Consider the following 26,286-nt stretch of genomic DNA (forward strand, 5'->3'; position numbering starts at 1 on the left):
TTTCGAAGCGCCGCTCTTCGCAGACAACCTCGTTTCAGGCCCGCCAGCGGCTGCGATCATCCGTTCATCGCCGCGGCCAATGGCTGAACGAGGAGCAAGGAAGAAGATCATCATGGCGCGCAAAACCATCGGCGAACGACTGGCGCAGCTGGAGGCGCAGCGAAAGACATTGCAGATCCGGCTCAGCAAGCAGGAACGTGCCATCGACACACGCCGCAAGGTGTTGATCGGCGCACTGGTGCTGCACCGGCTGGAGAATGATCGCGATGTGCAGATCGGCGGAGGACTGGCAGCCTGGCTCAGATCCGAACTGCCAAAATTCCTCACCCGCGATGGCGATCGGGATCTGTTCGACGATCTGCTCGAACCACGGCCGCACGACCCGTCTCTCGGCAATATCGGCAACGGGAGTGCGGCATCATGATCCATGCCAACCAGATCAAGACTGCCTTCGCAAACATGATGCGCCTGGCGTCCCGCGATCCGCTCTGGGCGATCGTCGCCCTGATCACGTTTCCGCTGCGATATGCCAAGTCGTTTGTCATGGGTGCGGTCGGCTATTTGCTTGTCGTGTTCACCGTCTACTTCGGGATCGACTACCTCAGACGCGTGATCCTCGGCGGTAGCAGAGGTGACATCGTCTGGCATGTCGGCGACTGGGTGGTGATGGCATTTGCCATCGTGCTGCTCATTCGATTGTTGTCGGTTCCGTTGATCACGCATTTTGGGACTGTCAGCGACGACACGCACGGGTCTGCGCGCTTTGCCGGCCGAAGAGAGATTGCGCCTTTGACAAAGGCAGACAGGTGGATTGCTGATCGGCCGTGCGCAAGGTCTCCGGTCGGCTTGCTGCGATATGACGGGCCGGCTCATCTTCTGACCATGGCACCGACGCGCAGCGGCAAGGGTGTCGGCACCATCATCCCGAACCTTCTGACCGCCGACCGCTCGATCATCTGCATCGATCCGAAAGGCGAGAATGCGATCATCGCCGGTGATGCACGCGAGACGTTCGGGCCGGTTCATATCGTCGATCCATTCGGCATCACCGGCAGACCTTCGGCTGCCTTCAATCCGATCGACGGCGTTGATCCAGACAGCGTCGATGTCGCCGAGGATACAACGACACTTGCCGACGCACTCGTGTTCGACGAACCGGGCTTGTCAGGTGATGCGCATTGGAACGAGGAAGCAAAGGCACTGATATCAGGTTTGCTGCTGCATGTGATCGCCAGCCAGCCAGACGACAGGCGCACGCTGACCACCCTCAGGCATTTGCTGACGCTGGCGCCGGAAGCGTTCCGCGCCGTGCTGGACGAGATGCAGGCAAGTGACGCGGTCAACGGACTGATTGCGCGGGCTGCCAATCGCCACCTCGGCAAGTCGGACCGTGAGGCCAGCGGAGTGCTTTCGGCGGCCCAACGACACACGCATTTCCTCGACAGTCCGCGCATGACCGGGGTGTTGGGGTGCTCGGACTTTCGGTTCGCTGACCTCAAGGCAGACAAGGCGACCGTGTTCCTGGTCTTGCCGCCAGACAGGCTTGCGGCCTACTCGCGTTGGCTGCGTTTGCTGGTGGCCCAAAGCCTGACCGAGATGGCGCGAACCCTACCCTCGCCGCATTCATCTGCGCCACCGGTTCTCTATCTGCTCGACGAGTTTACCGCCCTTGGTCATCTGGCGCCGATCGAACGGGCCATGGGATTGATGGCAGGTTACGGTGTGCAACTCTGGCCGATCATCCAGGACATTCATCAGCTGCGCGCCACCTATGGCCAGCGTGCCGGCACGTTTCTGTCCAACGCCGGCGTGCTGCAAGTGTTCGGCGTCAATGATCACGACAGCGCCCGTCTGGTATCCGATCTGCTTGGCCAGGAGACCGTAGTGTTCAACACCGCGGCGCGCGCCCTCGATGCGGAAAGGACCGGCCTCTCCTTCGCCGAGCAGCATGTCGCCCGACCACTTCTGACGCCAGACGAAGTCCGCAACATGCATGCCGAGACCGAGCTGCTGTTCATCGCCGGCCAGCGGCCCATCGTCGCGACAAAGCTGCGCTATTATTCCGATCCGGAATTCGTCGGATTGTTCACTGCATCACAGATCTGACGAGGCGACATCACCAACGTGAATCGATCCAGCCGGATCGATTCACAAATGTCGTTGGACGCGGGCATCTGGTCTTTGCGATTCTGCCCGCATGACAGTTCAGCCCTATCGTCTCTACATCGAACGCATCGACCCATCGAAGAACATGGCCCGCTTTTATGCGCTGTCGATCGAGCCGAACCTCTTCGGCGGGACATCGCTGGTGCGCAGCTGGGGACGCATCGGCAGCCGCGGGCAGCAGAAGATCAATATCTTCGACAGCGAGGCAAAAGCCGTCGATCTCCTGCTCACCCTATTGCGCAGGAAGCGGTCGCGAGGCTATCGGGTCCTACGGTGATCCGCATCCGCGTCTCTTATGCCTGAGTGAAGGAAGAGACAGTTGAGTGAAGGAAGAGACGGCTCACGCCGCCTCCTCCTCGTCGAGTTCCGGCTGCAGGGAATGCAGGAAGTCGAGCGCGCGCTGGGCATGTGCTGCCGCCGAGAAGATGGCACGCTTGTCGTTGCCCAGAACCTTCAGCCAGCCATCGAGATAGCATGCGTGGTCGGGGCGTGGTTCGAGCTCTGGGACAATGCCGAGATCGGCGCAGAGAAACGCGCTGCCGAGTTCGGCAATCAGTTCCTCGCGGGCACGATCGCTCCTATCTTTGGCGTAGCGGCTGAGATCGCGATCAAGCCTTTGCGGTGCGCCGGTCCAATGCGTGATCTCGTGGCTGAGGACGGCGACATAGGAAGCATCGTCCCGGAAGGCATCTGGGCATGGCATCTGGATGTAATCACGCTGAGCGGCATAATAGGCAGCCGATCCTCCGTGGCGGATCAGCGCCCCGGTATTGGCAAGGAAGCGGCCGGCATCGCCGATGCGGCTCATCGGATCCTGGCAAGGTGCGCCGTCGTCAAAGCGGCCATCAAGACCGGCGATCTGATCGGTATTGAACACCATGTAGGCTTTGAGGAATGGAATGTCCTGTTCGATCTCGGTCCCCGTCTCGGTCGTCTCGGTGCGGATGAACGAACTGGCGAAGACCACGGTCGTGCCGGTTTCGCCCTTGCGAACGGCGCCGCCGAGCTCGATTGCCTGGCGAAACGTCATCCAGCGTGATGAGGCAAAGCCACGGGAGATGGCTTCCGACCAGAGCAGCAGGACGTTGATCCCGGCGTAGGGTTGGCCGTTGTGGCGCAGTGGCCGGCTGATCTCGGCCGTTGCATGTCCCGTCGTCCAGGGTCTGGTCCATGGCCGCACGCCCTGTTTGAGATCGGCGATGATCGTGTTGGTGATGCGGCTGTAGATATCGGATCGTTGATTGGATTGCTGGCTGCTCATGTTGGAACCTCCGTTTCGAGGTCGCGGCCATCGCGACCTGCTACGGCGGTCCGAAAGCCGGGCTGCAAGCGCTGCCTGCACCCGCAGGGCCGCAACGAAGTGGAGGACGGCAAAGCCGTTGCCGGCGGCGCGAGCCTGGCAGGACCAAAAGCCGGGGCAGGACGCGATGGCCGCAATCAAGGGGGAGGTTCAGACGGAGGCGGACATGGCAAACCCCGCGAGGCGGCGTCATGTCGCTCACGTCACAAATGAGCTGCGGCGCAACTCGCCTCACCTGCCCGGCCGTGCCAGAGACCTCGCGATATCGACGATGTCATCGCGCGAGGCGGTTGGATCCTCCTTGTTCCAGGCAACACCAAGCCCGATCCTGAAGTCGATGCCCCTGACCGCCTTGAGCTCGAAGGCCCGGTTCGGCAGGCCCTCGGTCCATTCCGGCGCAAAGCCGATGCCAAGGCCGGCCGAGACCAGCGACACCAGTGAATAGGTGTCGTCGCAGCTATAGGCGATGTTGCCGGTCAGATCGTATTCCTCGAACTTCTCATTGAAGTACCGCTCGGTGTAGGAGAGGTTCTTGCGGTTGAAGGCGATGATCTTTTCCGAGCGCAGGTCGTCGATGGCGATCTCCGTCTGCTCCGCCAGTGGGTTTGTCCTGGCGACCGCCAAGAGATACCGTTCATGGGCGATCGAGGAGAAGCGCAACGAGCCGATGTTTTCCACCGGCCGGATGAAGCCCAGATTGATCTGGCCGTTTTCCAGGCCGCGGATGATGTCGCCGGTATTGCCGCTTGATATATGGATGCGGATATCCGGGTACTTGCGGGCGATCTTTGAAAGAAACGCCGGCAGCACGCCGGTGGTCGCCGGATAGACGGTGCCGATCCTGATCTGCCTTATCGTCTTGCCGGCCACCGCCCTGGTGATCTCGGCGGACAGATCGACCTCGCTCAGGATCCCGACGCAGCGCTCGTGGAAGATCTCCCCTGCCCTGGTGAGTTCCACCCGCCTGGTCGAGCGGATGAACAGCGCGCAGCCAAGTTCGCGCTCCAGCGCCTGCACATGATTGCTGAGCGCCGGCTGGGCGATGCGCACCTTGGCGGCCGCCCGGCCGAAATGCAGTTCCTCGGCCACCGCGACGAAGTAGGAGAGCTGGCGTAGTTCCATTTGCACGTCTCCTCTTGAAGCCCTTCATCGCATCATTCGACGATCAACTACGACAACAATGGTAATATGTCGGATATATCCGATGGATTAACGCAATGCAAGATGGTGGCCATGAGATATGGACACTCGCGCTCGCATAGCTTGGAACCTGCGAAATCTCAGGGTCTCGCGGAAAGTCACACAGGAGAACCTCGCTGTGGACGCGCAGGTGGACCGAACCGTTATCAGCGATTTGGAGAGAGGCAAGCACAATGCCTCCATTGATCTTATGGATCGACTTGCAATCGCGCTCTCGATTGATATCTCGGAGTTTTTCTCTGAACCGTTACCGTCCGAAGGCAAGCCAGAACCAATGAAGGCGGGGCGAAAGCCAAAGGCTTGATCATCCGTGCAGGAAAAGCCTTGGCTCCGATTTGATCTGAGGGATCGTCACAATGTCAGGCGGCAGGTTCTTTCGCGCTTCAATCGCTATCGGAAATCGCAGTGCAAATGAGCACTCTGATTGGTCTGTGCTGTCCGATATGGTGTTTAAGCTCGACTCTGCTGGGAATAGAACCAAACAGTATGGAGAATCTACACCAAGTGCAACATGGGCGTTTGAAGGGTAGGGGATCAGCCGCATTCACGCAAATGCGCCATGAAGACCTCGGCCGGTGTTTTGTAGCCCAAGCACTTTCTTGGCAGCGAATTCAGGTGATGGGCGAGGTCGACAAGTTGCTTCTGAGCGACGTTGGACAGATCCGTATCGCCAGGCATGAAGCGTCGAATGCGCTTGTTGGTGTTCTCGACAGCGCCTTTCTGCCAAGGCGAATTGGGATCGCAGAACCAGCTCCTGGCGCCGATCCCATCTTCCAAAGCCCTGAAAGCGGAGAACTCCGTGCCGCGATCAAAGGTGAAGCTTCGGCGTGCAAAAGACGGCAATGGTGAGAAGGCATGGATGATCTTGTCCATGATCGGTCGCGAGTGACGGCTGCGGTTCTTGATCATCACCGTATAGCGGCTCTTGCGCTCGACGAGAGAGGTGACGTTGGTCTCTCCGAGTTCACGCCGGAAGATCAGGAGATCGCCCTCCCAATGCCCGAACTGTGATCGATCATCAATAAAATCAGGTCGTTGGGAGATTCTGTAGTCGAGCGGCAAGTCTCAGCGGCGTAAGCAGATTTATGGAACAAGAGCGCCGGAATGCCAACCTATGCCACTGCCGTCGTCCGCCGCGGGGCACTCGTCTCGCGCAGCTGGAACTGATCGATCAACTGGAGGAGTATCCTCGTCTCGTCTGCGAGTTCCTTCGTCGCTGCGCTGGTTTCTTCGACCATGGCCGCATTCTGCTGCGTCATCTGATCCATCCGGTTGACGGAAGAATTCACTTCGTGGAGCGCGTTGTACTGCTCTCTGCTCGAGCGAGCGATGACGTCCATCTGCTCAGATGCGGTGACCACCTTTGCCGAGATGCTTTCAAGGACTTCGCTCGTCTCGCGGACGACTCGCGCTCCGTTGGTAATCTCTGTCTGCGAACGTCCGATGAGCTGTTTGATCCTTTGGCCGGCCTCCGCGGAGCGTTGAGCCAAATCGCGCACTTCCTGGGCCACGACCGCAAAGCCTTTTCCGGCCTCGCCGGCGCGGGCCGCTTCGATGCCGGCGTTCAGGGCAAGCAGGTTTGTTTGGAACGCGATTTCATCGATGACGCCGATGATTTGAACGATCTCGTCGGATGCCGCTTCAATCTTGCTCATCGCGTCGATGGCGCTTGCAACGACCTGGGACGAGGAATCGGCCACCTGTTTGGTGTCCGTGATGATCTGGTGGGCATCATCGGCGCAGGCCGCAGACGAACGAACCGTGGTGGTGATCTCTTCGATGGCTGCGGCTATCTCTTCGAGTGCGACGGCCTGTTGCTCGGTGCGCTTTGCAAGATCGCTCGCGGCAAGATCCATCTGACCGGCGTTCCCTTCGATCATCCGGGTGTTGGTGCGGATCTGGTCGATCGTTTCCTGCAGCCGGAGGAGCGACGAGTTGAAATCGTTGCGAAGCTGCTCCAATCGACCGAAGAAGGGGGTTGCGATCGTCTGAGAAATGTCGCCCCGTGCCAGACGTCCGAGACCTTCCGCCAGCGCCGTAACCGCGAAGTCTATCTGCTCTTCGACCGTGCGTTTTTCTTCATCACTGCGATGCCGTTCCTCCTCGGCCTTCGATCGCTCGACCTCGCTGCGCTCCTCGATCTGGATCTTGGCGATGGCATTATTCTTGAACACGCCCAGCGCGCGGGCCATATCGCCGATTTCATCGGCTCGGCTGTCACCGACGATAGATGTTTCGAGTTTGCCGTCCGCCAGGCGCCTCATAGCCGAAGTGATCTGATTGATCGGCCCCTTGAGCGTAACGGTCAGCCCGACGCCTGCGAGGATTGCGATTACCACGCCAAGGATCGTCGTTCCCAGAGACATCGAATTGGCGTCCGTGCGTTCGTCAGCCGCATTCTGCCGCTGCATTTCGGCGAAGGCCGTCAGCTGAGACCACATCCGGTCCACGTCGGCCGCGGCCAAACGGAATTCGTCCTGGCGCTGGGCGCTGATGCGAACGAGGTCGGTGGCAGCCTTCTGCATCTTGTCCAGCGCCGGCGGAAGCTTGGCTTTGAGATTATCGAATTGGGTGACACCGCCGGCATTGGAAATCAGCGTGTCCAGACCCTTCCTGACGGCCGTGATTTCCTGCGAAAGCCGCTGGAGATTGGCGTCCGTTGGCGCCAAGGTAAGTTTCGCCATTATGATCTGAATCACGTAAGCCGAGGTCGTGAGTTTCTGGCCGTCTCTCTGGCTGGTTTTGGCGCGCTCGACCGTTTTGGCGGTCTCGGCCGCCTTATCCGTTACCGCCTTCACGCGCCGTGCGGCGACCTCCTGCAATTCGGGCAGCCTGCCGACGATATGGCTCGTCGCATTCCTGAGACCGGCTGCATGCTCCTCGGTCTGGCCGGAGGCTTCGACAAGCGGCTTCAACGAAGCAATGGCATCGTCAATCGCCTTTTTGGCTTCCGGTGCCTCGCCGCCAAGGGCCATTCCCACGATGCGCTGCTGCCGGGCGAGTTCCTCCATATCGGGGCCGCTGATAGGGTCGGCGGCTTGAACCTTGTCGTTTAACGATTGGGCGAAGGAGGCGAAGTCTGAAATGCGCTGTGCATCGCCCAGTGTATTGCGGGCTTCATCTTCCTGCATGTCGGCGGCCCGCTGGAGAACCTTGGAGCCTTCAACGATATCCGTCTGGGACGACACGACGACGCTCTGCGCCTTCTGGAGATCGGTAAGGAGCGCCGACCGAGTTTCCTGAAGCTGCCACAGTGTATCCATGCGAGCCGAAATTCCATCGATGGAAGACAGCGCTTGCTCCAGTTCCTGCTGACCGCTGCGATCCGCGGCGAGCTTGTCGATGCCGGATTTCAGAAGAACGCGCTGATCGGCGAGTTTGCGGGCGACGACATCCCGGTTTTCTTGCGTGGCATTGGCGAGGAACTCGCCCATCGCGGCCGACAAATCCCGAAATCCGCTTAAGGACTGCAGGACGGAATTGGAAATATCCATCCGCCCCTGAAGCAGGCTTGACGCATAAAAACCGGTCGCGCCCACGGCCATGATGCTGAAGACGAACGGAACGATGAATACCATCACCTGCGTCTGGATGCGAACACGTGACAACAGTCTTCCCAACATGACTCCCTCCTCGGCTCACAGCGTCTCGTTTCGGCGCTTGGCGCAGGGGCTGTTGCAGGTCGCCTCCCTTCGAGTGAAAACCCTCCTTCCGCCTGAGGCGGCAGCCACACAGGTTTGCTCGTAACCAGCGGCTGCTCGCCCTCCTTCCTATCGACCTTCAGAAATTCGTAGATCCGTCGGAAGGAAATGGCTTGAAGAAGAACAATCAATCTCGGGTGAAGATACCGGTCCCCTCGAACCGGCTCTGCACATAATCCCTGCCGTACGCATGACGCATCAGTGGAATAAACATTTCATATCCCGCCAATGGTGAAATATTCGTTTCAATATTGGAAGCGAGTGACGTTAAGGAATAATGTCGTTCCCCAGGCCCTCGCCACGGTCAGGACCCATCTGGCAGGTGCACCAATAGCTTGATGAAGCTCCCGGCACCCCCGAGTCAACGCCAGCAATACGAACCGACTTCTCGGAACGTTCGCAGCTCTCGAGCAAGTACGAAACGACAGCAGTCGGATAAGCGTTCTCGTCAAACGCAACATATCTAGTGGCTAGAACGCTGCCCTCGACGTGACGTCAGTTTCGGCGTCGGTAGTTCAACAAAGTTGCATCGACATAGCGAAGCAAAAGAAGGCGGTGACGGCCACACCGATTAGCAGGATTTCCATTCTGCGACCCTTCCTGATGTTTTCAGAAGCGCCAGAGCCGAGCACCGACCCTGGCGTCTCTACGATCGTTTATTAGGCGTTGTTCTTCTTCCACTCTTCGTAGCGCGCCTTGTTTTCCGCATTCGCGGGGTATAGCCCCGGCAACGCCGCACCCTTGTTGACTTCCTGCATAATCCAGCCTTCGAGACGCTCCTGCTCGGTAGCAGCGTCGAGAATGTCGTCGATCATGGCAGCCGGGATGACAACGGCACCGTCGTTGTCGATGACGATAACGTCGTTAGGGAACACGGCTACGCCGCCGCAACCAACGGGCTGGTCCCAGTCAACAAACGTCAGGCCAGCCACGGACGGAGGAGCGGCCGCGCCAGAGCACCAAACAGGAAAGTTCGTACCGAGTACGCCGTCGAGATCGCGTACCACGCCGTCCGTAACGAGCGCCGCCACGTTCCGCTTAGCCATACGCGCGCAGAGGATGTCGCCAAAAATGCCGGCATCCTTGATGCCCATGGCGTCGACAACCGCGATGCATCCTTCCGGCATCGCTTCGATAGCGGCGCGGGTGGACCTCGGGGAAGACCAGGATTCCGGGGTAGCTAGGTCTTCGCGGGCCGGGACAAAGCGAAGAGTGAACGCACGGCCGACGATGCGACCCTGACCCGGCTTGATGGGCATGGCTCCACGCATCCAGACATTGCGCAAGCCCTTCTTTAAGAGGATAGTCGTGAGCGTAGCGGTGGTGACTGTCGCGAGCGTGGATTTGATTTCTGAATCGGTTGCCATTGGCATTACCTCTCGTTTTTTTCGTTATCAAATACTGGCAATCATGCCGCCGTCGATGCGGACGATGCTTCCGGTGATGAAAGAGGCGCGGTCGCTCGCCAGGAAGGCTACCGTGTCTCCGTATTCTTTCGGCTTGCCGTAGCGTCCCACCGGGATGGTCGCGGTGCTTTCGGCAGCAACGTCCTCGACTGAACGTCCTTCCCGCTTCGCCTTTTGCTCATCGAGGAAGGTGATCCGCGGAGTTGCTATGCGGCCTGGCAATACGATATTGGCGGTAATGCCTGCGCCGCCGACTTCCTTAGCCAGCGTCTTTGACCAGCCGACAAGCGTGCTGCGCAACGCATTGGAAAGCCCAAGGTTCGGGATCGGCGACACGACCCCCGAAGATGTAGACGTGATGATGCGCCCCCAGCCCGATGACTTCATTCCGGGGAGAACGCGGTCCGTCAGCGCGATTACCGAGAGGACCATCGACTGGAAGAATTTCGACCACTGCTCAGGTGCCTGACCCGAAACCGGGGTCGGCGGCGGGCCACCCGTGTTGTTGATCAAGATTGACACGTTGCCGAAGCGACTCTCGATGAGAGAGACGTTCTGGTCGATCACGGAGAGATCGCTGATGTCCCACTTGATCGAAAAGGCTTCGCCACCCTTGGAGGTGATCGACGTAGCCGTCTGTTCGGCGGCATCCAGATCGATGTCCGCAACAACGACCTTCGCGCCCTCACCAGCCAACGCTTCGGCGATCGCGCCGCCCAGGCCTCCGCCAGCGCCCAGGACCAGTGCGCACTTACCTGCAATTCCCAAATCCATTGCTCATTCCTCGCTATTTACTTGAGCGACGCGCATGCGTCTGCGATCCTCTCGCAGGCATCACGAAGTCGATCCGTCGATGTCGCAAAGGAAATTCGAAAATACGGCCCGAGGCCAAAAGCCGAACCCGGCACGACGGCAACGCCGACGGACTCCAGGAGGTACGTCGCGAAATCGACGTCGGTCTCAAGCACCTTAGCATTCGGCATCTGCTTGCCGATAACGCCAGCGCACGATGGAAAAAGGTAAAAGGCACCATCGGGCGTCTTGCAGCTCAAACCATCGATGCCGTTGAAAGCGGCGAGGCAGAGATCGCGACGTTCTTGAAAGACCGCATTGCGTTCGGTCAGGAAGTCAAGCGGACCTGTGAGTGCCGCCACAGCGGCGGCTTGCGACACCGAACTCGGGTTTGTCGTGCTTTGGGACTGGATGGTCGCCATGGCCCTGATCAAGTCAACCGGACCGCCTGCGTAGCCGATGCGCCATCCGGTCATCGCGTAAGCCTTTGACACGCCGTTACAGGTCAGCACCCGTTCGCGCAGCCGGGGCTCGACGGCCGCAATCGTCTGGAATTCCCAGCCATCGTAACGGATATGCTCGTACATATCATCGGTCATCACCAGAACCCGATGATGACGAAGCAGAACCTCGGCGATAGCCTTCAGCTCCGCGGCGGAGTAACCCGCTCCTGTCGGGTTGCTGGGCGAATTGAGAACCAGCCATTTTGTGCGCGGCGTGATCGCGCCCTCGAGCGCCTCGGCCGTAAGTTTGAATCCGGATTTTTCGCCGCACGAGACCGTCACCGGAACACCGCCCGTGAGCAACACCATATCGGGATACGATACCCAATACGGGGCCGGAATGATAACCTCGTCACCCTGGTCGAGAGTTGCCGAGAAAGCGTTGAAAATGACCTGCTTGCCTCCCGTGCCGACCGAAATGTTGGCCACCTCATAATCAAGCCCGTTTTCGTTCTTGAACTTGTCGACGATCGCACGCTTGAGAGCTGGTGTACCGTCGACGTCGGTGTATTTCGTTTCGCCGTTGTCGATGGCGTTTTTGGCGGCGATTTTTATATGGTCAGGCGTATCGAAGTCGGGCTCCCCCTGTGAAAGCGGAACGATGTTCTTTCCGTTTCGACGCAGCTCTGCGGCAAGCCTGGTGATTGCGATCGTTGGCGAAGGTTTTACCGTCTTCAGCCTTGCGGAAAGGCTTTCACGGTTGAATTGGAGAGTCATCGTATTCCCCTAGGTCGAAAGATCGAGGAGAGATTGACATTAACTCCGACATTAGAAAATATGTGTTTTCGTGATTTTGAAACACAGGAATTCTTAATTTGGAGACCCGGTTCCTTAAGACGTTCCTCAATGTCGTCGAGCTGACGTCGGTTGCTGCCGCCGCTCGAATGGAGTCGTTGACCCCGTCGGCCGTAGTTCAGCGGATCAGGGCTTTGGAGGCCGATGTCGGGGCGGTGCTGCTTCGACGATCAGGACACTCGACGCGGCCGACCGAGGCGGGGGTAGCGATACTCGAAATGGCCCGCAAGCTGATCGAAGGAACGGAGAGCCTAAAGGCGATCGCCACCCGCAACGAGGAGGTGGGAACGATACGGGTCGGCGTCATTCATTCGATGATCACGGGGCTTCTGCCGGAAATACTGACCGCTATGAAGGAGACACGTCCCGGAATCCTGGTCGAGGTACAACCTGGTCAGTCTGTTGATCTCTATCAGAAAGTGCTGGACGGTACGCTCGACGCGGCAATCCTGGTGGAACCCCCTTTTGCCATATCCAAAGAGCACGTCTGGCGGGAACTTCGGCGCGACCGGTTGATCGTTCTCACGAGTTCGACGGAACAGGAGACGGATGTCCTGACCATCTTGCGGCAGGCTCCGTTCATTCGCTACGATCGCAAGCATTGGGGCGGACGCACCGTCGAAAGCTATCTTCGGCGGGAGAAACTTTCTCTCCTGGATCGCTACGAACTCGACTCCCTGGAGGCCATTGTGGTCCTTGTGGGCCGCGGGCTCGGGGTATCGCTGATCCCGGATTGGCTGCCACCCTGGCCTGAGGGACTTCAGTTACGGAAGATCGCCGTCGACGGGGCTCCGACTCGAAATGTCGGGGTCATCTACAGGCAGCTTTCATCGAAGGACAGGCTGGTCGAGGCCTTTTCGCAGGAAGCCTGCAAGGCCGCAAAGGCGAAAGAGCTCACGTTGCGGCTTTGAGTCGACGGAGTGGGTTCAGGCGACGAGTTTCGTTGCAGAGACCAGGTTGTCGTAGAGGCGTTCGCTTGTCGTGTTGATTTCGCTCATGGCGGAGTATGCCTGCCGGAGGAATTTCTCGTAGGAGCCCTTTCCTTTGTGGGCCTCGAAGAGGTCGATGTAGCCGGGGGTTTGCGTCCACGCCATTAGCGATTGCGCGCCGCACTCCGAATGAAACTGCGTCGACAATGCGTGTTCGCCGACGGCGAGGACCTGTATGGGCGAAACTTCCGAACTGCCGAGAATTTGTGCGCCGGGTGGCGCGTCGGAGACTTCGGCCATATGCCATTGGACGACCTTGTGACGTTCGGAAAGCCCCGCCACCAACGGGTTGGGATTGTGCGGGATATCGATATTGAAGAACTCCGTGCTCGCCGACGTCCGAAAGGCCGACCTTCCCACCTAGCGAGTCTGCCAGGAGTTGGTGACCGAGGCAAACGCCGAAGTATGGTTTTGCCCGTTCTGCGACCCATTCCTTGATCGCCTGTTTTTCCATGCGCAGCCATGGATATTTATCCTCTTCCCACACATCCTGCGGCCCCCCAAGCACGAACATGAGATCATGGGACGCAAGGTGGGGAACCTCTTCGCCCGCCCACAGCCGAACCGTGGTTGGCACGAAGCCGTCCCTCGCGAAGGACTCGAGATACTTGCCGGGAGAGTCCCGGTCCACATGCTGAAGGATGAGAACGCTTTTCATGGAAACTGGCGCGGCCTACAGTATCTGCTTCAAAAAGAGCCGGGTGCGCTCGTGCTGCGGATTGTCGAAGAATTCGGCCGGCGAATTCTGCTCGACGATCCGGCCCTGGTCCATGAAGATAACGCGGTGCGCTACCTGGCGGGCAAATCCCATTTCGTGGGTGACGCAGAGCATGGTCATGCCTTCCTCGGCAAGGCCCACCATGGTGTCGAGCACTTCCTTGATCATCTCGGGATCGAGCGCCGAAGTCGGCTCGTCGAACAGCATGATCTTGGGGCTCATGCACAGCGACCGGGCGATCGCCACACGCTGCTGCTGGCCGCCGGAAAGCTGGCCCGGATATTTGTTGGCCTGCTCGGGGATCTTGACGCGCTTGAGGAAGTGCATGGCGACCTCTTCCGCCTGCTTCTTCGGCATCTTGCGGACCCAGACCGGCGCTAATGTGCAGTTTTCGAGGATCGTCAGGTGCGGGAAGAGGTTGAAGTGCTGGAACACCATGCCGACTTCGCGACGCACCTCGTCGATCTTCTTCAGATCGTTGGTGAGCTCGGTGCCGTCGACGATGATCTGGCCCTTCTGATGCTCTTCCAGTCGGTTGATGCAGCGGATCATCGTCGACTTGCCCGAACCCGACGGGCCGGCAATGACGATGCGCTCGCCGCGCATGACCTTCAGGTTGATGTCGCGCAGCACGTGGAAATCGCCGTACCACTTGTTCATGTTGACGATTTCCACTGCGACATCGGATGCGCCGTCGAGCGCCGCTTGTTTTGGTTCCGCCATAGTCACCGCTTGTGCCCCCTGTGCAATCTTCTTTCGGTATACTTCGCATAGCGGGACATGCCGAAGCAGAACACCCAATACATTAGCGCCACCGCGAGATAGCCTGTCGCAGCGGATGTCGGAGTGGCCCATTTCGGATCCCGCAACGTGGTCTGTACGATCCCAAGCAGGTCGAAGACCCCGATGATCAGCACCAGCGTCGTGTCTTTGAAGAGACTGATGAAGTTGCTGACGATGTTCGGGATGGAGATTTTGAGAGCCTGGGGCAGGATTATTTTTATCATCATGGGCCAGTACCGAAGACCAAGGGCGGTTGCCCCCTCGTACTGTCCTCGATCGATCGCCTGGATGCCACCGCGAACAACCTCCGCCATGTAGGCCGACGAGAAAAGCGCTACTCCGATCAGCGCGCGGAGGAGCTTGTCGAACGACATGCCCGGCGGAAGGAAAAGCGGCAGCATCACGCTCGACATGAACAGCACGGTTATCAGTGGAACTCCGCGCACGATTTCGATGAAGCCGACCGAAAGCGTCCTCACGAAAGGCATGCTTGACTGCCTGCCGAGCGCCAACACAATCCCCAACGGCAGCGACGTTATGATCCCAACAACGGCGACGATGAGCGTAACGAGAAGTCCGCCCCACTGGGCAGTGTCTACGGTCGAAAGCCCGAAGTCGTAATCCAATGCCGCCATGCCGGCGAACACCGACGCCGACACCGCAACCAGGGCGAACCCCTGGCCCGAACTCATCTGGCGTCGCATCGCCAACGCCCCAATGGAGATGAGGCTCGCGGCAACCGTCACGCACACCGCGATCAGGCCCGAAACGGAACCGAGCACAGGCATCGTCGAAACTGCTGCCAATACGGCGGAACATAGGCCAGCAGCCAGCGCGATCCCGGTGGCAAGTACACAGAGCCGATTTGTTCTCAGGACTTCTTCTATCCCGGTTGACGCTAATGGCACAGCCACGGTCATCAACAACAGGCAGACTGCGACGGTGATATAGGACCCCGGTCCGAACGCGAGGTTGCCTCCGGAAAGGAGGATCACCACACTCAGCGGGAGGGCCGTCACCAAAAGCAAAGCGTTTACGCGCTTGAACGGCAACGCCGGGACGAGCATGGGTATGCCCACCGCGACGAGGAGCGCGAAACAGACGTTTGCCCGCCAGCGCTGATCGATCGGGTAAAAGCCGTATATCCACTGGCCGATTTTTTCCCTCACCAAAGGCCAGCAAGCACCCGTCGGGCTGGCAAGACAAGCGTTACGATCAACGCCGTCCCAGATGCCCGCGAGGACCGCGAATTTCAGCACGGTCCAGGCAAACCACAGCACAGTCGCTCCGAACAACAGCGTCAAGACGGTCTGGCCAGGTCCTGCGAAGAGATTGAGCCGAAGCCAGCCCCAGATACCGGAAGCGCTGGGCGGAGGCGGCAAACATGGACTGTCTTCGGTTCTGACAAAGGCGGCCATCAGCGTTCCACCAGTTTGGAGTTTGCGTTGAACCAGTTCATCAGCAGCGAGGTTGCGAGGCTCAACGATAGATAGACAACCATCCAGATTGTAACAATTTCAATGGCTTTTCCCGTCTGGTTGAGGATCGTGCCCCCGGTTGCAACGAGGTCCGGATAACCTATGGCGACCGCGAGCGAGGAATTCTTGATAAGACCGAGGTAGGTAGTGCTCAACGGTGGAATGATGATGCGCATTGCCTGTGGGACGACGATAAGCTTCGTCGTCCTGAGGGGGCCAAGCCCGAGTGCGGCGGCCGCCTCCACCTGTCCCCGGTTGACGGCCATGACGCCTGCGCGCACCGCTTCGGCGATGTAGGTCGCCATGTATACCGAGAGAGCGAACAGCAAAGCGATCAGTTCGGGAATGATGGTAATGCCGCCGGAGAAGCTGAATGCCGTTTTCGTCGGCGCCTCCAGTTCGAATGGTCGACCCATGACCAAGACAAGCAGCGCTCCGATGGCGAGAAAGAGGAGGGACAGGCGCAATCCCGTTTTCGTTTTCGCACCCTCGTCCGCGTAAACCAGCCGCGAGATGATCAGGATCGCAACCCACGCCAGGGCGATTGCCGCCAGGAGCCAGATGACAGCGCCTTTGTCGGGTGCTTCCGAAAGCGACGGGATCATCAGCCCGCGGTTGGAGATGTAGGCATAGCCGAAGACAGTCCAAGCCTCACGCGGGGACGGAAGCGTCTGGACAATGACGACCGAGTACCAAACGAACACCTGAAGGAGCAACGGAATATTTCGAAAGAACTCGATGTAGGCAGCCGCCACACGTGACACGATCCAGTTCTTCGAGAGCCCCATGATCCCGACTGCAAAGCCAAGGACGGTCGCCGCGACGATACCAAGAACGGAGACCAAAACCGTATTCGCCAGACCCACCAGCAATGCACGCCCGTAGGTGGAAACGCTTTTGTACGGAATCAGGGTCTGGGAGATCTCGAACCCCGCGGATCTGCCGAGAAACCCGAAGGAGAGCTGTTGGTTCAGCTTTCCCAGGTTCGCGGCGGTATTGGCCGAGATGACACAGACGAAAAGAAACAAGGCCAACCCGAGTGTGATCTGGAAGGCCTGGGCACGGCGCTTGGGATTGCGCCAAAACCCGCCGTCGCTGCCGCGGCTAATCGTTTTTACGGACGTCACTGGATTCACCTGTGCGTAGTGGAAACCTGACAGGCCCGATGCGGCGGCCAGAGAGGGCCGCCGCACTGGCGGTTACCGGATCGGCGGCGCGTACTGCAGCCCGCCGTCCTTCCAGAGCGCGTTCTTCCCACGTGCGATTTTGAGGTCCGACTTGTCGCCCAGGTTCCGGTCAAACATCTCCCCGTAGTTCCCGACGCCCTTCACGATGTGTACAACCCAGTCTTCGTCGACGCCGATACCGCCACCGAAGCCTGCGGCGGTGCCGTCGGCGTTTTTCACGCCGAGCAAGCGCTGAATTTCCGGGTTCGTGGACTTCAGCATCTCGTCCACGTTCGAACTTGTGATGCCGTCTTCTTCAGCGGTCAGGAGGGCGAAGTAGGTCCACTTTACGATGTTGAACCATTGGTCATCACCCTGACGGGTCGCCGGACCGAGCGGCTCCTTCGAAATGATTTCGGGAAGGACAACGTGATCGTCCGGCGCTTTGAGCTGAAGACGCTCGCTGTACAGCACGGACTGGTCGCTCGTCAGCACGTCGCAACGGCCCTCCTCGTACGCCTGGCGCAGTTGGTTGGAGTCGTCGATCGCAACGCTCGTGAACTTCAGGCCTTTGGCATTAAAATAGTCGGAGACGTTCAATTCGGTGGTCGTACCCGTACCAGCGCAAACTGCCGCGCCGTCAAGCTTCAACGCCGAGTCGATTCCAAGGGACTTCTTCACCATGAAGCCTTGCCCGTCGTAGTAAAGCACGCCCGCAAACAACAGGCCCATCGACGTATCGCGGCTCATCGTCCACGTAGAGGTGCGCGAAAGTATGTCGACCTCGCCCGACTGAAGGGCGGTAAAGCGCTCTTTCGCGGAGAGAGGTGTGAACTTGACCTTTTTCGGATCGTTGAATACCGCGGCGGCCACCGCGCGGCAAAAATCGACGTCCATTCCGGTCCAGTTGTTCTGCGCATCCGGCAGCGAGAAACCGGGGCTGCCCTGGCTTACGCCGCACTGGACAAAGCCCTTCTGCTTGACGCTCTCCAGCGTTGTGGCGTTGGCTGGCACCGCGCCCAGCATTGCCGCAAGCGCACCGATCAGTAGTCCGGTATTTCCGATAATCTTCATCTGCTGTTCCCTCCGGTTTTCTATTCGATGTCCAGTCCATACGATTGTGCGAGAACCGCGGGTGTGCGTTCGGCTCGCCAAAAACGTACGACTTCTGACTGTCAAGGAGAGGGCACCGCCTGCTTGAACACCCAACGTCAAAGACCCGTGCCTCTCGAAGGCGCAATGTGACACAGCAGTGAAAAACGATAAACGTATCCTTCCTCGGCTTCGAAAAGCGAGAAAGCTTAACTTCGAGGGATTCTTGCGGGTTCTGACGATCGCGTCGCTGCGCAGGCTCTGCTCGGGGTGGCGTAGCGACTTCAGCGACGCTATTCATCATCAAAATCTCTGCATCGTCCCCGGGGCGACATAGGCGTGTAACTGGTCCGCGTCAAAGAGGATGCTGTCTCCGGCGGACAGTTTCAGAGGTTCGTAATGAATGGTTTGCAACTCGAGATCGCCCGTTGTCGCGCGCCTCGGAATCCTGCTCCGACCACCCAAGCGATCAAAGCCCCAGGAACAGGACCGCGACAGGCAGGAACAACGCTTCCGTCGCCACTCGCCAAGTTGAAATCGCACCAGGTGGCGTGATCGATCCCGGCGGAAGCTCTACGCCGTCCCAGTTCTTTCCCAAGGCTCTAGATATACCTCGTGTAGTCGGAACTGACTTTCCCATCTCCAACAAAAGCAGCGATCGACCTCCGGTCGGCCTCATCGAGCGCGTCTGGAACGTAGATCGTGAAGGGAGTCCGCAGATGCGCTATGTCAGCGCTGCTTTCGAAACGCCTCTATGACGAAGCATCTAGGATGCGCTTCTGGCACGCCGGGGTGATTGCCCATAGCAGTTCGGCATCGGTTGACGCTGGCGTGACGACCGCCTCCCTGGCTTGTTCGAGGGGCATCGCGGATCGCAAACATTGCCAGCTTATCGAAGAAGCCGACAATTTCGGCTTCCACCGTCAAATTTCCTTCGAGAAGTATCAGCGTGCGGGTTTCTCTCATAACCTTGCATCGAATGTTGATGACCTCTTCAATCCGGACGGCGCGCGTGAACTGCATATCGAATTGAAGGATTTGTGGAACTTCGAGCGCCCGAGAAAAGGATGCGGACAAAGCCCGCATCCTCTTGGCGTTCGCCTCAGTTCTTGGTGACGAAGTCCTTGACGTTGGCAGGCGTCACGAGCTGGAAGGGAATGTAGACCTTCTTGTCGATCTTCTCGCCCTTGGCGAGCTTGAGCGCTGCATCAAGCGAGCCCTTGCCCTGGCCGGCGGCATCCTGGAACACCGTGACGTCGAGATCACCTGCCTGCATGGCGGCAAGCGCGTCCTGGGTGGCGTCGACGCCGCCGACGACAACCTTGCTTATATCCTTGCCGGCTGCCTTCAGCGCCTGGATGGCGCCGATCGCCATTTCGTCGTTGTTGGAGATCACGGCGTCGAATTCGATGCCGCTGGAGAGCCAGTTGGTCATCAGGTCGGCGCCCTGGGTACGATCCCAGTTCGCCGTCTGCTCTTCGACGATCTCCAGACCCTTGCATTCATCCGTCTTGATGACGTCATGAACGTCCTGGGTCCGCATGCGCGCAGCCTGGTTGGAGAGCTCGCCCATGATGACGACGGCCTTGCCCTTGCCGCCGAGAATGCGGCAGATTTCCTTGGTTTCCAGCGTGCCGGATTCCTGTTCGTTGGAAGCGACGAAGGCCTGCTTCTCCGGCAGCGTGTCGACGTTGACCGGCTGACGGTTGACGTAAACCAGCGGAATGCCGGCATCGGCCGCGAGCTTCGACATTGCCGTGGTCGCATCGGTATCGACAGGGTTGACGATGATCGCATCGACCTTGGAGGCGATGAAATTCTGGATCTGGCTCTGCTGCTTGGAAACGTCGTTCTGTGCGTCTTCGACCTGCAGCGTCACACCGCTGAGTGTCTTTGCATAATCGGTCATGCCGTTGCGCAGAACCGTCAGGAAATTGTCGTCGAATTTCGCCATCGAGACGCCGACGGTTTCTGCGTGAGCGGCCGTCGACATGACGAGCGCCATCGCAGTGCCCAGGATAAACTTCTTCATTTTACTTCCTCCACAAAGCGGTGCCCGGCTGCACCCTCCTCACGCCGGGTTTCCAGCACACTGGCGAAAAACAATTATCAGGGCCGCCAGACAAAGGCCGAACATCACCATAAGACATCAAGACAATCTCGATGCTGACGACTAGCCCCTCCTTCGCCGCTACGTTGTCTCGCGCGAACCCCAAATTTTTTGGTGCCGAATTTGATGATTTAAATCCGCAGTCTTCAACAGCGCCAATGTCGAGCGTCTTTCACCGAAGACACCACAACGATGCAAAGCTGACACACGCCATTTGTCCAATCTCTCCGTCAGCTTTCGCGTGATCGCGGCAAGCTTCTATCTATTTCGTTTTGCGGTCCATTCATCGTTGCTTGTAGACCCTCTCATTCTTGAAAGAATCGTCGCCCTAAATGAGAGAACCCCATCAGTCCCCCGACATTTTCAGGAATTCGAACCCGATTGGCAGGAAGATTAACAGTCCACCGGCGGCAAATGCTTGGTAAGCCGTCGCGTACCCTCCCCGGTCCACCGACGACAGCCATTCATACGCCAGCCGGCAAGCCCCTAATGTTTTCTGCCGGCGTCCATGCGCCGCAATGGACGAGTATGCGGAAGGTCAAGGACGGACTGACTGTACGAGTCGCAGAGTCTAGGATTTATGGGGATAGTCCATACGTATATGGCGCTGCATACTTCCGAGGGCGCGATCCCACACTCCGCCGCGAGGCTAAGTGCGGGACCTGTTAATAGCACCTTAGGCCACTTGGCGCATTGGCGCATTTTCGGGAATAATCCCGGCGGCCTTCAGATCCGTCCACAGTTCAGCCGGGATAGCGGTTCCCGACGACGCGAGGTTTTGCTTGACCTCTGCAACGTTCTGCGCGCCGAGCACGACCGTCGCAACGGCGGGGTGCATCAAGACGAACTCGATTGCTACGGAGCTCAAGGGCACCCGATATTTCTCGCAGATTTCCTCGATGGTTCTGACTTTGCGCACGACCTCATCAGGCACGGAACCATAGTCGTAGGTCGCCCCCGCGCCCTTGACGCCCGTCGCGAGAATGCCGGAATTGAAAACACCGCCCGCGATAACCGAAACGTTGCGCTGCTGAAGCTCGGCGAAATCACCAGCAAGTGGACCCTGGTTCAACAGTGTGTAGCGACCCGCAATGAGCGCGCAGTCGATGTTGAACTCCCGTGCCACAGTTACCACGGCCTCCGTTTCGTTAACGCCGAGGCCGAGCGCGGATACCGCACCGCCGTTGCGAAGTTCATCGAGCGCCTTGTAACCGCTTTCCCTTATCTGTTTCCAGTAAACATCAGCCTCATCGCCATGCCACGCCCGGCCGAGATCGTGAACGAGGAGCACGTCGATATAGTCCAGGGCCAACCGGACCTGGCTGTCCTCGAACGACCGCATGATACCGTCGTAGGTGTAGTCGTAAGTGTCCAGGAAAGGTAGGGGATCGACCCACTCGATTCCGTAGACGGTATCGAGTTTCTTGACCCTGCTGGCGGCCTTCATGACGCGTCCGACCTTCGTGCTGACGACCACGTCGTTGCGAATGCCGAGTTCCCGCAATGCATGGCCGAGGTAATATTCGGCTTTACCGAATCCATACATTGGCGCGCAGTCAAAATATCGCACGCCACCGTCATAGGCGGCTTTGATGACGGCCTCGAAATCCGCATAGGATGCCTTGGCCTTGAACCCAGCCAACGGCACGGTGCCGAAGCCTACCGACGTTACTGCGACTTTTGACTTTCCCAGTTGCCGGGTCGGATATTTGCCTTCTGAATTACCGGTCACTCTCGAAACCTCCCTGTTAGTCAAGCTTGATTGATATGGGCGAACGCCACGCCGAGCGTGCTTAGGCGGACGCCGCCATCCAGCCGCCTGCAGATTGTCAGATTCACTGCTAATCTACTGTAGCGATCGATACACTTATTGGAAATGTTCGGTGCGGGCAAGGTCACACGAGCGATAAAATCCAACCAAACGGGAACTCTTTAAAGATCGATACAGATGGATTATGTACGTTATTAAAAGCACGGTTCGTGAGAGCATTCGGAGAATTCGATGATCCCCCAGCATCAGAGCAAAGGGAAGCCAAGGACGTTTGACCGCGAGGCGGTCCTGAAGAAGGCACTCGGGGTGTTCTGGAAGCGTGGCTACGAGCCTGCATCGATTGCCGAACTGTGCGAGGCAATGGAAATCAACCCACCAAGCGTTTACGCAGCCTTTGGCAACAAGGCCCAGCTTTTCATGGAAGCTGTCAATCACTATGAAAACGTCTACTGGAACGACGCGTGGGAACGGCTGGAAGATGAACCGGATGTCCGAAAGGCAATGGCGGGCTTCTTTCGGGACGCCGCCGTCATTCTAACGTCCCAAGACGCCCCTTGCGGCTGTATGGTCGTCCTCGGAGCCGCCAACGTTTCCAAGGATTCGCAAGACGTCAACGATGCGCTCAAAGCATTGCGCGAAGAAGGGAAGGAATGCTTCCTCGTTCGCCTCAAAAGGGGCGTCGCCGATGGCGAGTTTTCCGAGGGGACCGATGTCGACACACTGGCGTCGACCCTCAACACGATGTTCCACGGTATGTCGATCCAAGCCCGGGACGGTGTATCTCATGAAGAGCTGGAGCGCGTGGCCGCAGTCGCTATGACCCTAATTCCGCCGGCACCCGTCCCTCCAAAGCGACACAGCGCTTAAACAGCTAGAACCCCCTCAACATTTTTTACCCAGCCTGTGCTCGATGTTCCCTTGCGTCGGGCCCAGGAGGAGCGGTCGTGCGAAATGCCCGCATCGCGCGTGTTTCCTTTACGATCGTGGATTCTGATCGTCGAGATTGCATCATTGTCAGATTGTCTGTTAAAAATGCAATAGCCATCAAAAAATGGTTGACGGTCTGTATCACTCGCTATTAACGTCTATAGCAACCACTACAGAAAAATAGAACTCGCCGAAAAAGGTAGAGGGGAATTTAGCATGCAACAAGTGAAGGCAGGCGGGCTCCCCGCCGTGTCAACGAACCTTGACGCCCCTAAGGCTAGCTTGTGGGGTGAACGCAGGTTCCGCAAAGCCGCCGGATCTGCGCTTCTTCTGTGCGTCGTCCTGCTTCTGGTATCCCTGCCATTCGCCCTGATCGGTCCGTCGGTCGAGCGCCTCGTAATCCTCGTGCTGATCAATGTCGCGGCTGTTGTCGGGTTGAACATCTACACAGGAAACTCGGGCATTCTGACGGTCGGCCACGTCGGTTTCTTCGCGGTCGGCGCATATACAACGGCCCTTCTCACCACACCGCCGGAAATCAAGGCTGATTCACTACGGCACCTTCCCGCGTTCCTCGCCAACTCAAATATGGGGCTAGGTGAATCTCTTCTGACCGTAGCCGTTATTTCCTTGGTTTTCGGTGTTGTGACGGGGTTGCCACTCTCGCGACTGCGGGAGACATCGGCGATCGTTTCGACATTCGGGCTGCTGGTGATCGTCAATTTCGTGCTCAAGGGTGCAACGAACATCACCAACGGGACGAAGGGCATCTATGGAGTGCCCGAACTCGTCAATCTGCCTACGGCTTACATTTTCGTGTTTGCCACGATCGCTGTTGCCTTCGCCTACAAGGTTTCCCGGTTGGGTTTGCAGCTCCGCGCCTTTCAAGACAACGAGGTGGCGGCGACGTCGAGCGCCATCAATCCGAATCGCAGACTGTTGGAAGCGTGGGCACTCAGTGCCGTGGTGCTGGGTCTCTGCGGCGCGCTGTTCGCCCATGTAATCGGCGCGTTCCAGCCCCATGACTTTTACCTCACGCTTACATTCGAGCTTATCGCAATGCTGGTCGTCGGCGGCAAGCGGTCAATATCCGGCGCGGTTATCGGCACCCTTCTCATCACCGCCCTGGTCGAGATCGTTAAACCCATCGAAAGCGGCGGCGGCATTGCCGGTATCAGCTTTCCGCCGATTTGGGGCCTTACCCAAATCCTGCTCAGCTTGATGATCCTCGTTGTGATGTATAAAGCCCCGGCCGGAATCATGGGGAGTCGAGAGCTGTCCCTCTCCATGTTCAAACGTCCCAGGCTGTCCGAGTCGACCGTCGACGTTGCGTCCCTTCCTGCGGTGGAAAGCCGTTCGGAAAGACCCGCTGCCACGCTCGAAACGAATGCCATCGGAATCGATTTCGGCGGTGTCCGCGCACTGAACGATGTGTCGATCAAGGTCGAAACGGGGAAGATCGTTGGCCTCATCGGGCCGAATGGCGCGGGCAAGACGACGCTCATCAACAATCTGACCGGTGTCCACCAGCCGACCCGCGGACAGGTCATTCTGGACGGGCAGGAAATAGTCGGATGGCCCTCGAGCCGGATCGCCCGTGCTGGCCTCGGCAGAACCTTTCAGAACATCCGCCTCTTCAGCGAAATGACCGTTCTGGAAAACGTGGTATCGGCCGCGCTCGCGCGCGGCCACCTAGCGACGGGGGTGGAAAGCTACGCCTTGTCCCTCCTCGAGCACTTCGATCTGGCAAAGCTCGCCGACACGAAATCCTCCGCCCTGCCCTACGGTGCACAACGCAGACTGGAGATCACGCGCGCGCTGGCTCTGGAGCCGCGTTTCCTTCTCCTCGACGAGCCCGCGGCCGGAATGAACCCGAAAGAGACCGCCGGCCTGATCGAGGCAATTCTGTCCATCCGCGAGAAATTCGCGCTCGGCATCCTTATCGTGGAGCATGATTTGCATCTGATCATGCGCCTCTGCGACGAGGTCTACGTCCTCAACAAGGGCGAGATGATCGCTTCGGGTTCGGCCGAGAAGGTCCAGAACGACCCGAATGTGATCGAAGCATATCTTGGCAGCCAGGAGGTACGCGCCGCCAGGAGAAAGAAAAGGCCCTGAGGGAGTTCCCGCAGGCCGAATGGATCACGAACAACCAAAAAGGGGTTTCAAATGACTGGGTCAGATCACAGGATTGCTTCGCACGTCAGCCGCAGAACCGTCCTCGCCACAATGCTCGGCGGTGTCGCCGCAGTCGGCATTGCCGGCGTTTCGCCTGCGTTCGCCGCGGACAAGACAGTGCGCGTCGGCTTCTCGTTGGCACACACGGGCTGGGCTGCCGCTTACGACGTCGGTTATGCCCTCGGCCTTCGCATGGCCTTCGACGAGGCGAACGCCAAGGGCGGCGCTGGCGGCAAGTACAAGATCGAAGTCACCGAAGGAACGGATACCGCGTCGAGCTCCGTGGAGGCGATCAAGTCGGTCGACGGTCTGCTTGAAAAGGGTGTCGACGTGCTCTTCACGAGCTGTGACGCAACCAGTTCCGTCGCGGCGGGCCGGTCCGGCCAGAAGAAAGGCGTGTTGATGTTCGCTGGAACATCCACCCAGGTCGACGTCCCCGCGAAAGTCGGCGACTGGATGTATCTGGCCAACTTCAGTGACAACGTCAGTGGCGGCTCCACGGGCGTCTTCGCAGCAAAGGACCTCGGCATCAAGACCGCCTATCTTCTCAAGTCGTCGGATAACACATACACGGAATACGTCCCGGAATACTTCGCCAAAACGTTCGAACAGTACGGCGGCAAGGTCGTCGGCAAAGGAAACTTCACTTTCGAACAAGCCGATTTCGGGGGTATCATCGCCGAGATCAAGGCGCTCCCCGCGGAGCCCGACGCAATCATGACCGCAGCGTTCGAACCGGACCTGCCGGCTTTCCTGCGCCAGGCGAGAGCGGCCGGGATCAAGTCACGCATCGTGGGTGCCGACGGCATCGACTTCCCGTCGTTCTACGCTCTCGGCGATCTGGTCGAGAATACGATCGTCCTCTCCAACCGCATGCCGGTCGAAGGCAGCAAATACCAGGAAATCGCCAGCGTCTTCGGCAAGTCGCATCCTGACCAGGTGGATAACTCGGCCTGGATCGTGGGCTATGACGCCGGACTGGTCCTTATCGAAGCGATCAAGAACGCCGACGCGACGGATTCCGCATCGATCCGCGCCGCCCTGGACAAGATCAAGGACTTCGACGTTCCCAACGGCAAGGTCTCCTACACGGGCTTCGAGCGCCGTCCCATGGTGCCGATCTCGTTCCTCGAGATCAAAAGCGGCAAGGGCGTCTTCATGAAGGCCGCCACGATCGACGCTGCCGATATCCCTGCTCCGATTATGTAAGG

The 26,286-nt window shown here is 58.7% G+C and carries 22 protein-coding genes and 1 pseudogene; 9 read left to right on the forward strand and 14 right to left on the reverse strand.

Annotation, left to right across the window (positions count from 1 at the left end; genetic code table 11):
• Positions 1-112: 112 nt before the first annotated feature.
• From MF410_RS35275 to MF410_RS35285, 3 genes are all read left to right on the forward strand, one after another.
• Positions 113-424: a mobilization protein gene (locus MF410_RS35275; RefSeq protein WP_239621462.1), complete on the forward strand. Its 312-nt coding sequence runs from the start codon at positions 113-115 to the stop codon at positions 422-424.
• Positions 421-2,106 (forward strand): type IV secretory system conjugative DNA transfer family protein, encoded by a 1,686-nt coding sequence (locus MF410_RS35280; protein WP_239621465.1) that lies wholly within the window; start codon positions 421-423, stop codon positions 2,104-2,106. Before MF410_RS35275 ends, MF410_RS35280 begins: the two co-directional genes overlap by 4 nt.
• 91 nt (positions 2,107-2,197) lie before the next feature.
• The gene (locus tag MF410_RS35285; protein ID WP_222148905.1) at positions 2,198-2,443 is read left to right on the forward strand and encodes a WGR domain-containing protein; all 246 of its coding nucleotides are present in this window, start codon (positions 2,198-2,200) and stop codon (positions 2,441-2,443) included.
• 63 nt (positions 2,444-2,506) lie between these two features.
• Here the strand turns inward: MF410_RS35285 and MF410_RS35290 are convergent, their stop codons facing one another.
• Both MF410_RS35290 and MF410_RS35295 read right to left on the reverse strand, forming a co-directional pair.
• Entirely contained in the window at positions 2,507-3,427 is a 921-nt protein-coding gene (locus tag MF410_RS35290) for a zincin-like metallopeptidase domain-containing protein (RefSeq protein WP_239621467.1), read from the reverse strand.
• A 270-nt stretch (positions 3,428-3,697) separates the two neighbouring features.
• Positions 3,698-4,588 (reverse strand): LysR family transcriptional regulator, encoded by an 891-nt coding sequence (locus MF410_RS35295; RefSeq protein WP_222135159.1) that lies wholly within the window; start codon positions 4,586-4,588, stop codon positions 3,698-3,700.
• A 118-nt stretch (positions 4,589-4,706) separates the two neighbouring features.
• Here MF410_RS35295 and MF410_RS35300 point away from each other — a divergent pair, with 118 nt between their 5' ends.
• Positions 4,707-4,970, forward strand: a complete 264-nt coding sequence (locus MF410_RS35300; RefSeq protein WP_003555700.1) for a helix-turn-helix transcriptional regulator — start codon at positions 4,707-4,709, stop codon at positions 4,968-4,970.
• A gap of 230 nt (positions 4,971-5,200) precedes the next feature.
• On the opposite strand, the pseudogene MF410_RS35305 reads toward MF410_RS35300, so the two are convergent.
• The 5 genes and pseudogenes from MF410_RS35305 to MF410_RS35325 form a co-directional block, all read right to left on the reverse strand.
• A pseudogene (locus MF410_RS35305) lies at positions 5,201-5,716 on the reverse strand (IS30 family transposase); the annotation flags it as partial.
• Between the two features lie 62 nt (positions 5,717-5,778).
• Positions 5,779-8,289, reverse strand: coding sequence for a methyl-accepting chemotaxis protein (locus MF410_RS35310; RefSeq protein ID WP_222149165.1), 2,511 nt, complete (start codon positions 8,287-8,289; stop codon positions 5,779-5,781).
• Positions 8,290-9,026: 737 nt separating this feature from the next.
• Entirely contained in the window at positions 9,027-9,734 is a 708-nt protein-coding gene (locus MF410_RS35315; RefSeq protein WP_222149164.1) for a ribonuclease activity regulator RraA, read from the reverse strand.
• Positions 9,735-9,761: 27 nt separating this feature from the next.
• Positions 9,762-10,547: an SDR family oxidoreductase gene (locus tag MF410_RS35320; protein ID WP_222149163.1), complete on the reverse strand. Its 786-nt coding sequence runs from the start codon at positions 10,545-10,547 to the stop codon at positions 9,762-9,764.
• A gap of 17 nt (positions 10,548-10,564) precedes the next feature.
• Positions 10,565-11,785, reverse strand: coding sequence for a pyridoxal phosphate-dependent aminotransferase (locus MF410_RS35325; protein WP_222149162.1), 1,221 nt, complete (start codon positions 11,783-11,785; stop codon positions 10,565-10,567).
• A 98-nt stretch (positions 11,786-11,883) separates the two neighbouring features.
• Here MF410_RS35325 and MF410_RS35330 point away from each other — a divergent pair, with 98 nt between their 5' ends.
• The gene (locus MF410_RS35330; protein WP_222149161.1) at positions 11,884-12,774 is read left to right on the forward strand and encodes a LysR substrate-binding domain-containing protein; all 891 of its coding nucleotides are present in this window, start codon (positions 11,884-11,886) and stop codon (positions 12,772-12,774) included.
• Between the two features lie 15 nt (positions 12,775-12,789).
• Here the strand turns inward: MF410_RS35330 and MF410_RS35335 are convergent, their stop codons facing one another.
• From MF410_RS35335 to MF410_RS35355, 5 genes are all read right to left on the reverse strand, one after another.
• Complete coding sequence (locus tag MF410_RS35335) at positions 12,790-13,212, reverse strand: hypothetical protein (protein WP_239621469.1); 423 nt, start codon at positions 13,210-13,212, stop codon at positions 12,790-12,792.
• 313 nt (positions 13,213-13,525) lie between these two features.
• Positions 13,526-14,293 carry an amino acid ABC transporter ATP-binding protein gene (locus MF410_RS35340; protein WP_222149159.1) on the reverse strand — a complete coding sequence of 256 codons (768 nt, stop codon included), beginning with the start codon at positions 14,291-14,293 and terminating at the stop codon, positions 13,526-13,528.
• Between the two features lie 2 nt (positions 14,294-14,295).
• Positions 14,296-15,771, reverse strand: a complete 1,476-nt coding sequence (locus MF410_RS35345; protein WP_222149158.1) for an amino acid ABC transporter permease — start codon at positions 15,769-15,771, stop codon at positions 14,296-14,298.
• Positions 15,771-16,958, reverse strand: coding sequence for an ABC transporter permease subunit (locus MF410_RS35350; RefSeq protein WP_239621471.1), 1,188 nt, complete (start codon positions 16,956-16,958; stop codon positions 15,771-15,773). The genes MF410_RS35345 and MF410_RS35350 overlap by 1 nt, the downstream gene beginning before the upstream one ends.
• Positions 16,959-17,030: 72 nt before the next feature.
• Positions 17,031-18,071 carry an amino acid ABC transporter substrate-binding protein gene (locus MF410_RS35355; protein WP_222149157.1) on the reverse strand — a complete coding sequence of 347 codons (1,041 nt, stop codon included), beginning with the start codon at positions 18,069-18,071 and terminating at the stop codon, positions 17,031-17,033.
• Positions 18,072-18,815: 744 nt separating this feature from the next.
• Here MF410_RS35355 and MF410_RS35360 point away from each other — a divergent pair.
• A complete protein-coding gene (locus tag MF410_RS35360; RefSeq protein ID WP_222149127.1) occupies positions 18,816-19,205 on the forward strand; it encodes a hypothetical protein in 390 nt (129 codons plus the stop codon).
• Here MF410_RS35360 and MF410_RS35365 read toward each other — a convergent pair.
• Together MF410_RS35365 and MF410_RS35370 are read right to left on the reverse strand one after the other, a co-directional pair.
• Positions 19,192-20,121, reverse strand: a complete 930-nt coding sequence (locus MF410_RS35365) for a sugar ABC transporter substrate-binding protein (RefSeq protein WP_222149126.1) — start codon at positions 20,119-20,121, stop codon at positions 19,192-19,194. The genes MF410_RS35360 and MF410_RS35365 overlap by 14 nt on opposite strands.
• A gap of 754 nt (positions 20,122-20,875) precedes the next feature.
• A complete protein-coding gene (locus MF410_RS35370) occupies positions 20,876-21,931 on the reverse strand; it encodes an aldo/keto reductase (RefSeq protein ID WP_222149125.1) in 1,056 nt (351 codons plus the stop codon).
• A gap of 270 nt (positions 21,932-22,201) precedes the next feature.
• Here MF410_RS35370 and MF410_RS35375 point away from each other — a divergent pair, with 270 nt between their 5' ends.
• From MF410_RS35375 to MF410_RS35385, 3 genes are all read left to right on the forward strand, one after another.
• Positions 22,202-22,837 carry a TetR/AcrR family transcriptional regulator gene (locus tag MF410_RS35375; RefSeq protein WP_222149124.1) on the forward strand — a complete coding sequence of 212 codons (636 nt, stop codon included), beginning with the start codon at positions 22,202-22,204 and terminating at the stop codon, positions 22,835-22,837.
• 276 nt (positions 22,838-23,113) lie between these two features.
• A complete protein-coding gene (locus tag MF410_RS35380; RefSeq protein ID WP_222149123.1) occupies positions 23,114-25,015 on the forward strand; it encodes a branched-chain amino acid ABC transporter ATP-binding protein/permease in 1,902 nt (633 codons plus the stop codon).
• A gap of 51 nt (positions 25,016-25,066) precedes the next feature.
• A complete protein-coding gene (locus MF410_RS35385) occupies positions 25,067-26,284 on the forward strand; it encodes an ABC transporter substrate-binding protein (RefSeq protein WP_239621473.1) in 1,218 nt (405 codons plus the stop codon).
• Positions 26,285-26,286 lie beyond the last annotated feature (2 nt).

The organism is Rhizobium sp. C104, from assembly GCF_022354505.1.
Lineage (GTDB): Bacteria > Pseudomonadota > Alphaproteobacteria > Rhizobiales > Rhizobiaceae > Rhizobium > Rhizobium redzepovicii.

What these genes read in the sequence shown, in the direction of transcription:
- MF410_RS35345 (WP_222149158.1), bottom strand. Translation starts at nt 15,771, where the DNA reads ATGGCCGCCTTTGTCAGAACCGAAGACAGTCCATGTTTGCCGCCTCCG.
- MF410_RS35320 (WP_222149163.1), bottom strand. Translation starts at nt 10,547, where the DNA reads ATGGATTTGGGAATTGCAGGTAAGTGCGCACTGGTCCTGGGCGCTGGC.
- MF410_RS35340 (WP_222149159.1), bottom strand. Translation starts at nt 14,293, where the DNA reads ATGGCGGAACCAAAACAAGCGGCGCTCGACGGCGCATCCGATGTCGCA.
- MF410_RS35365 (WP_222149126.1), bottom strand. Translation starts at nt 20,121, where the DNA reads ATGAAGAAGTTTATCCTGGGCACTGCGATGGCGCTCGTCATGTCGACG.
- MF410_RS35275 (WP_239621462.1), top strand. Translation starts at nt 113, where the DNA reads ATGGCGCGCAAAACCATCGGCGAACGACTGGCGCAGCTGGAGGCGCAG.
- MF410_RS35380 (WP_222149123.1), top strand. Translation starts at nt 23,114, where the DNA reads ATGCAACAAGTGAAGGCAGGCGGGCTCCCCGCCGTGTCAACGAACCTT.
- MF410_RS35355 (WP_222149157.1), bottom strand. Translation starts at nt 18,071, where the DNA reads ATGAAGATTATCGGAAATACCGGACTACTGATCGGTGCGCTTGCGGCA.
- MF410_RS35375 (WP_222149124.1), top strand. Translation starts at nt 22,202, where the DNA reads ATGATCCCCCAGCATCAGAGCAAAGGGAAGCCAAGGACGTTTGACCGC.
- MF410_RS35385 (WP_239621473.1), top strand. Translation starts at nt 25,067, where the DNA reads ATGACTGGGTCAGATCACAGGATTGCTTCGCACGTCAGCCGCAGAACC.
- MF410_RS35300 (WP_003555700.1), top strand. Translation starts at nt 4,707, where the DNA reads ATGGACACTCGCGCTCGCATAGCTTGGAACCTGCGAAATCTCAGGGTC.
- MF410_RS35315 (WP_222149164.1), bottom strand. Translation starts at nt 9,734, where the DNA reads ATGGCAACCGATTCAGAAATCAAATCCACGCTCGCGACAGTCACCACC.
- MF410_RS35280 (WP_239621465.1), top strand. Translation starts at nt 421, where the DNA reads ATGATCCATGCCAACCAGATCAAGACTGCCTTCGCAAACATGATGCGC.
- MF410_RS35295 (WP_222135159.1), bottom strand. Translation starts at nt 4,588, where the DNA reads ATGGAACTACGCCAGCTCTCCTACTTCGTCGCGGTGGCCGAGGAACTG.
- MF410_RS35290 (WP_239621467.1), bottom strand. Translation starts at nt 3,427, where the DNA reads ATGAGCAGCCAGCAATCCAATCAACGATCCGATATCTACAGCCGCATC.
- MF410_RS35360 (WP_222149127.1), top strand. Translation starts at nt 18,816, where the DNA reads ATGTCAGCGCTGCTTTCGAAACGCCTCTATGACGAAGCATCTAGGATG.
- MF410_RS35285 (WP_222148905.1), top strand. Translation starts at nt 2,198, where the DNA reads ATGACAGTTCAGCCCTATCGTCTCTACATCGAACGCATCGACCCATCG.
- MF410_RS35310 (WP_222149165.1), bottom strand. Translation starts at nt 8,289, where the DNA reads ATGTTGGGAAGACTGTTGTCACGTGTTCGCATCCAGACGCAGGTGATG.
- MF410_RS35325 (WP_222149162.1), bottom strand. Translation starts at nt 11,785, where the DNA reads ATGACTCTCCAATTCAACCGTGAAAGCCTTTCCGCAAGGCTGAAGACG.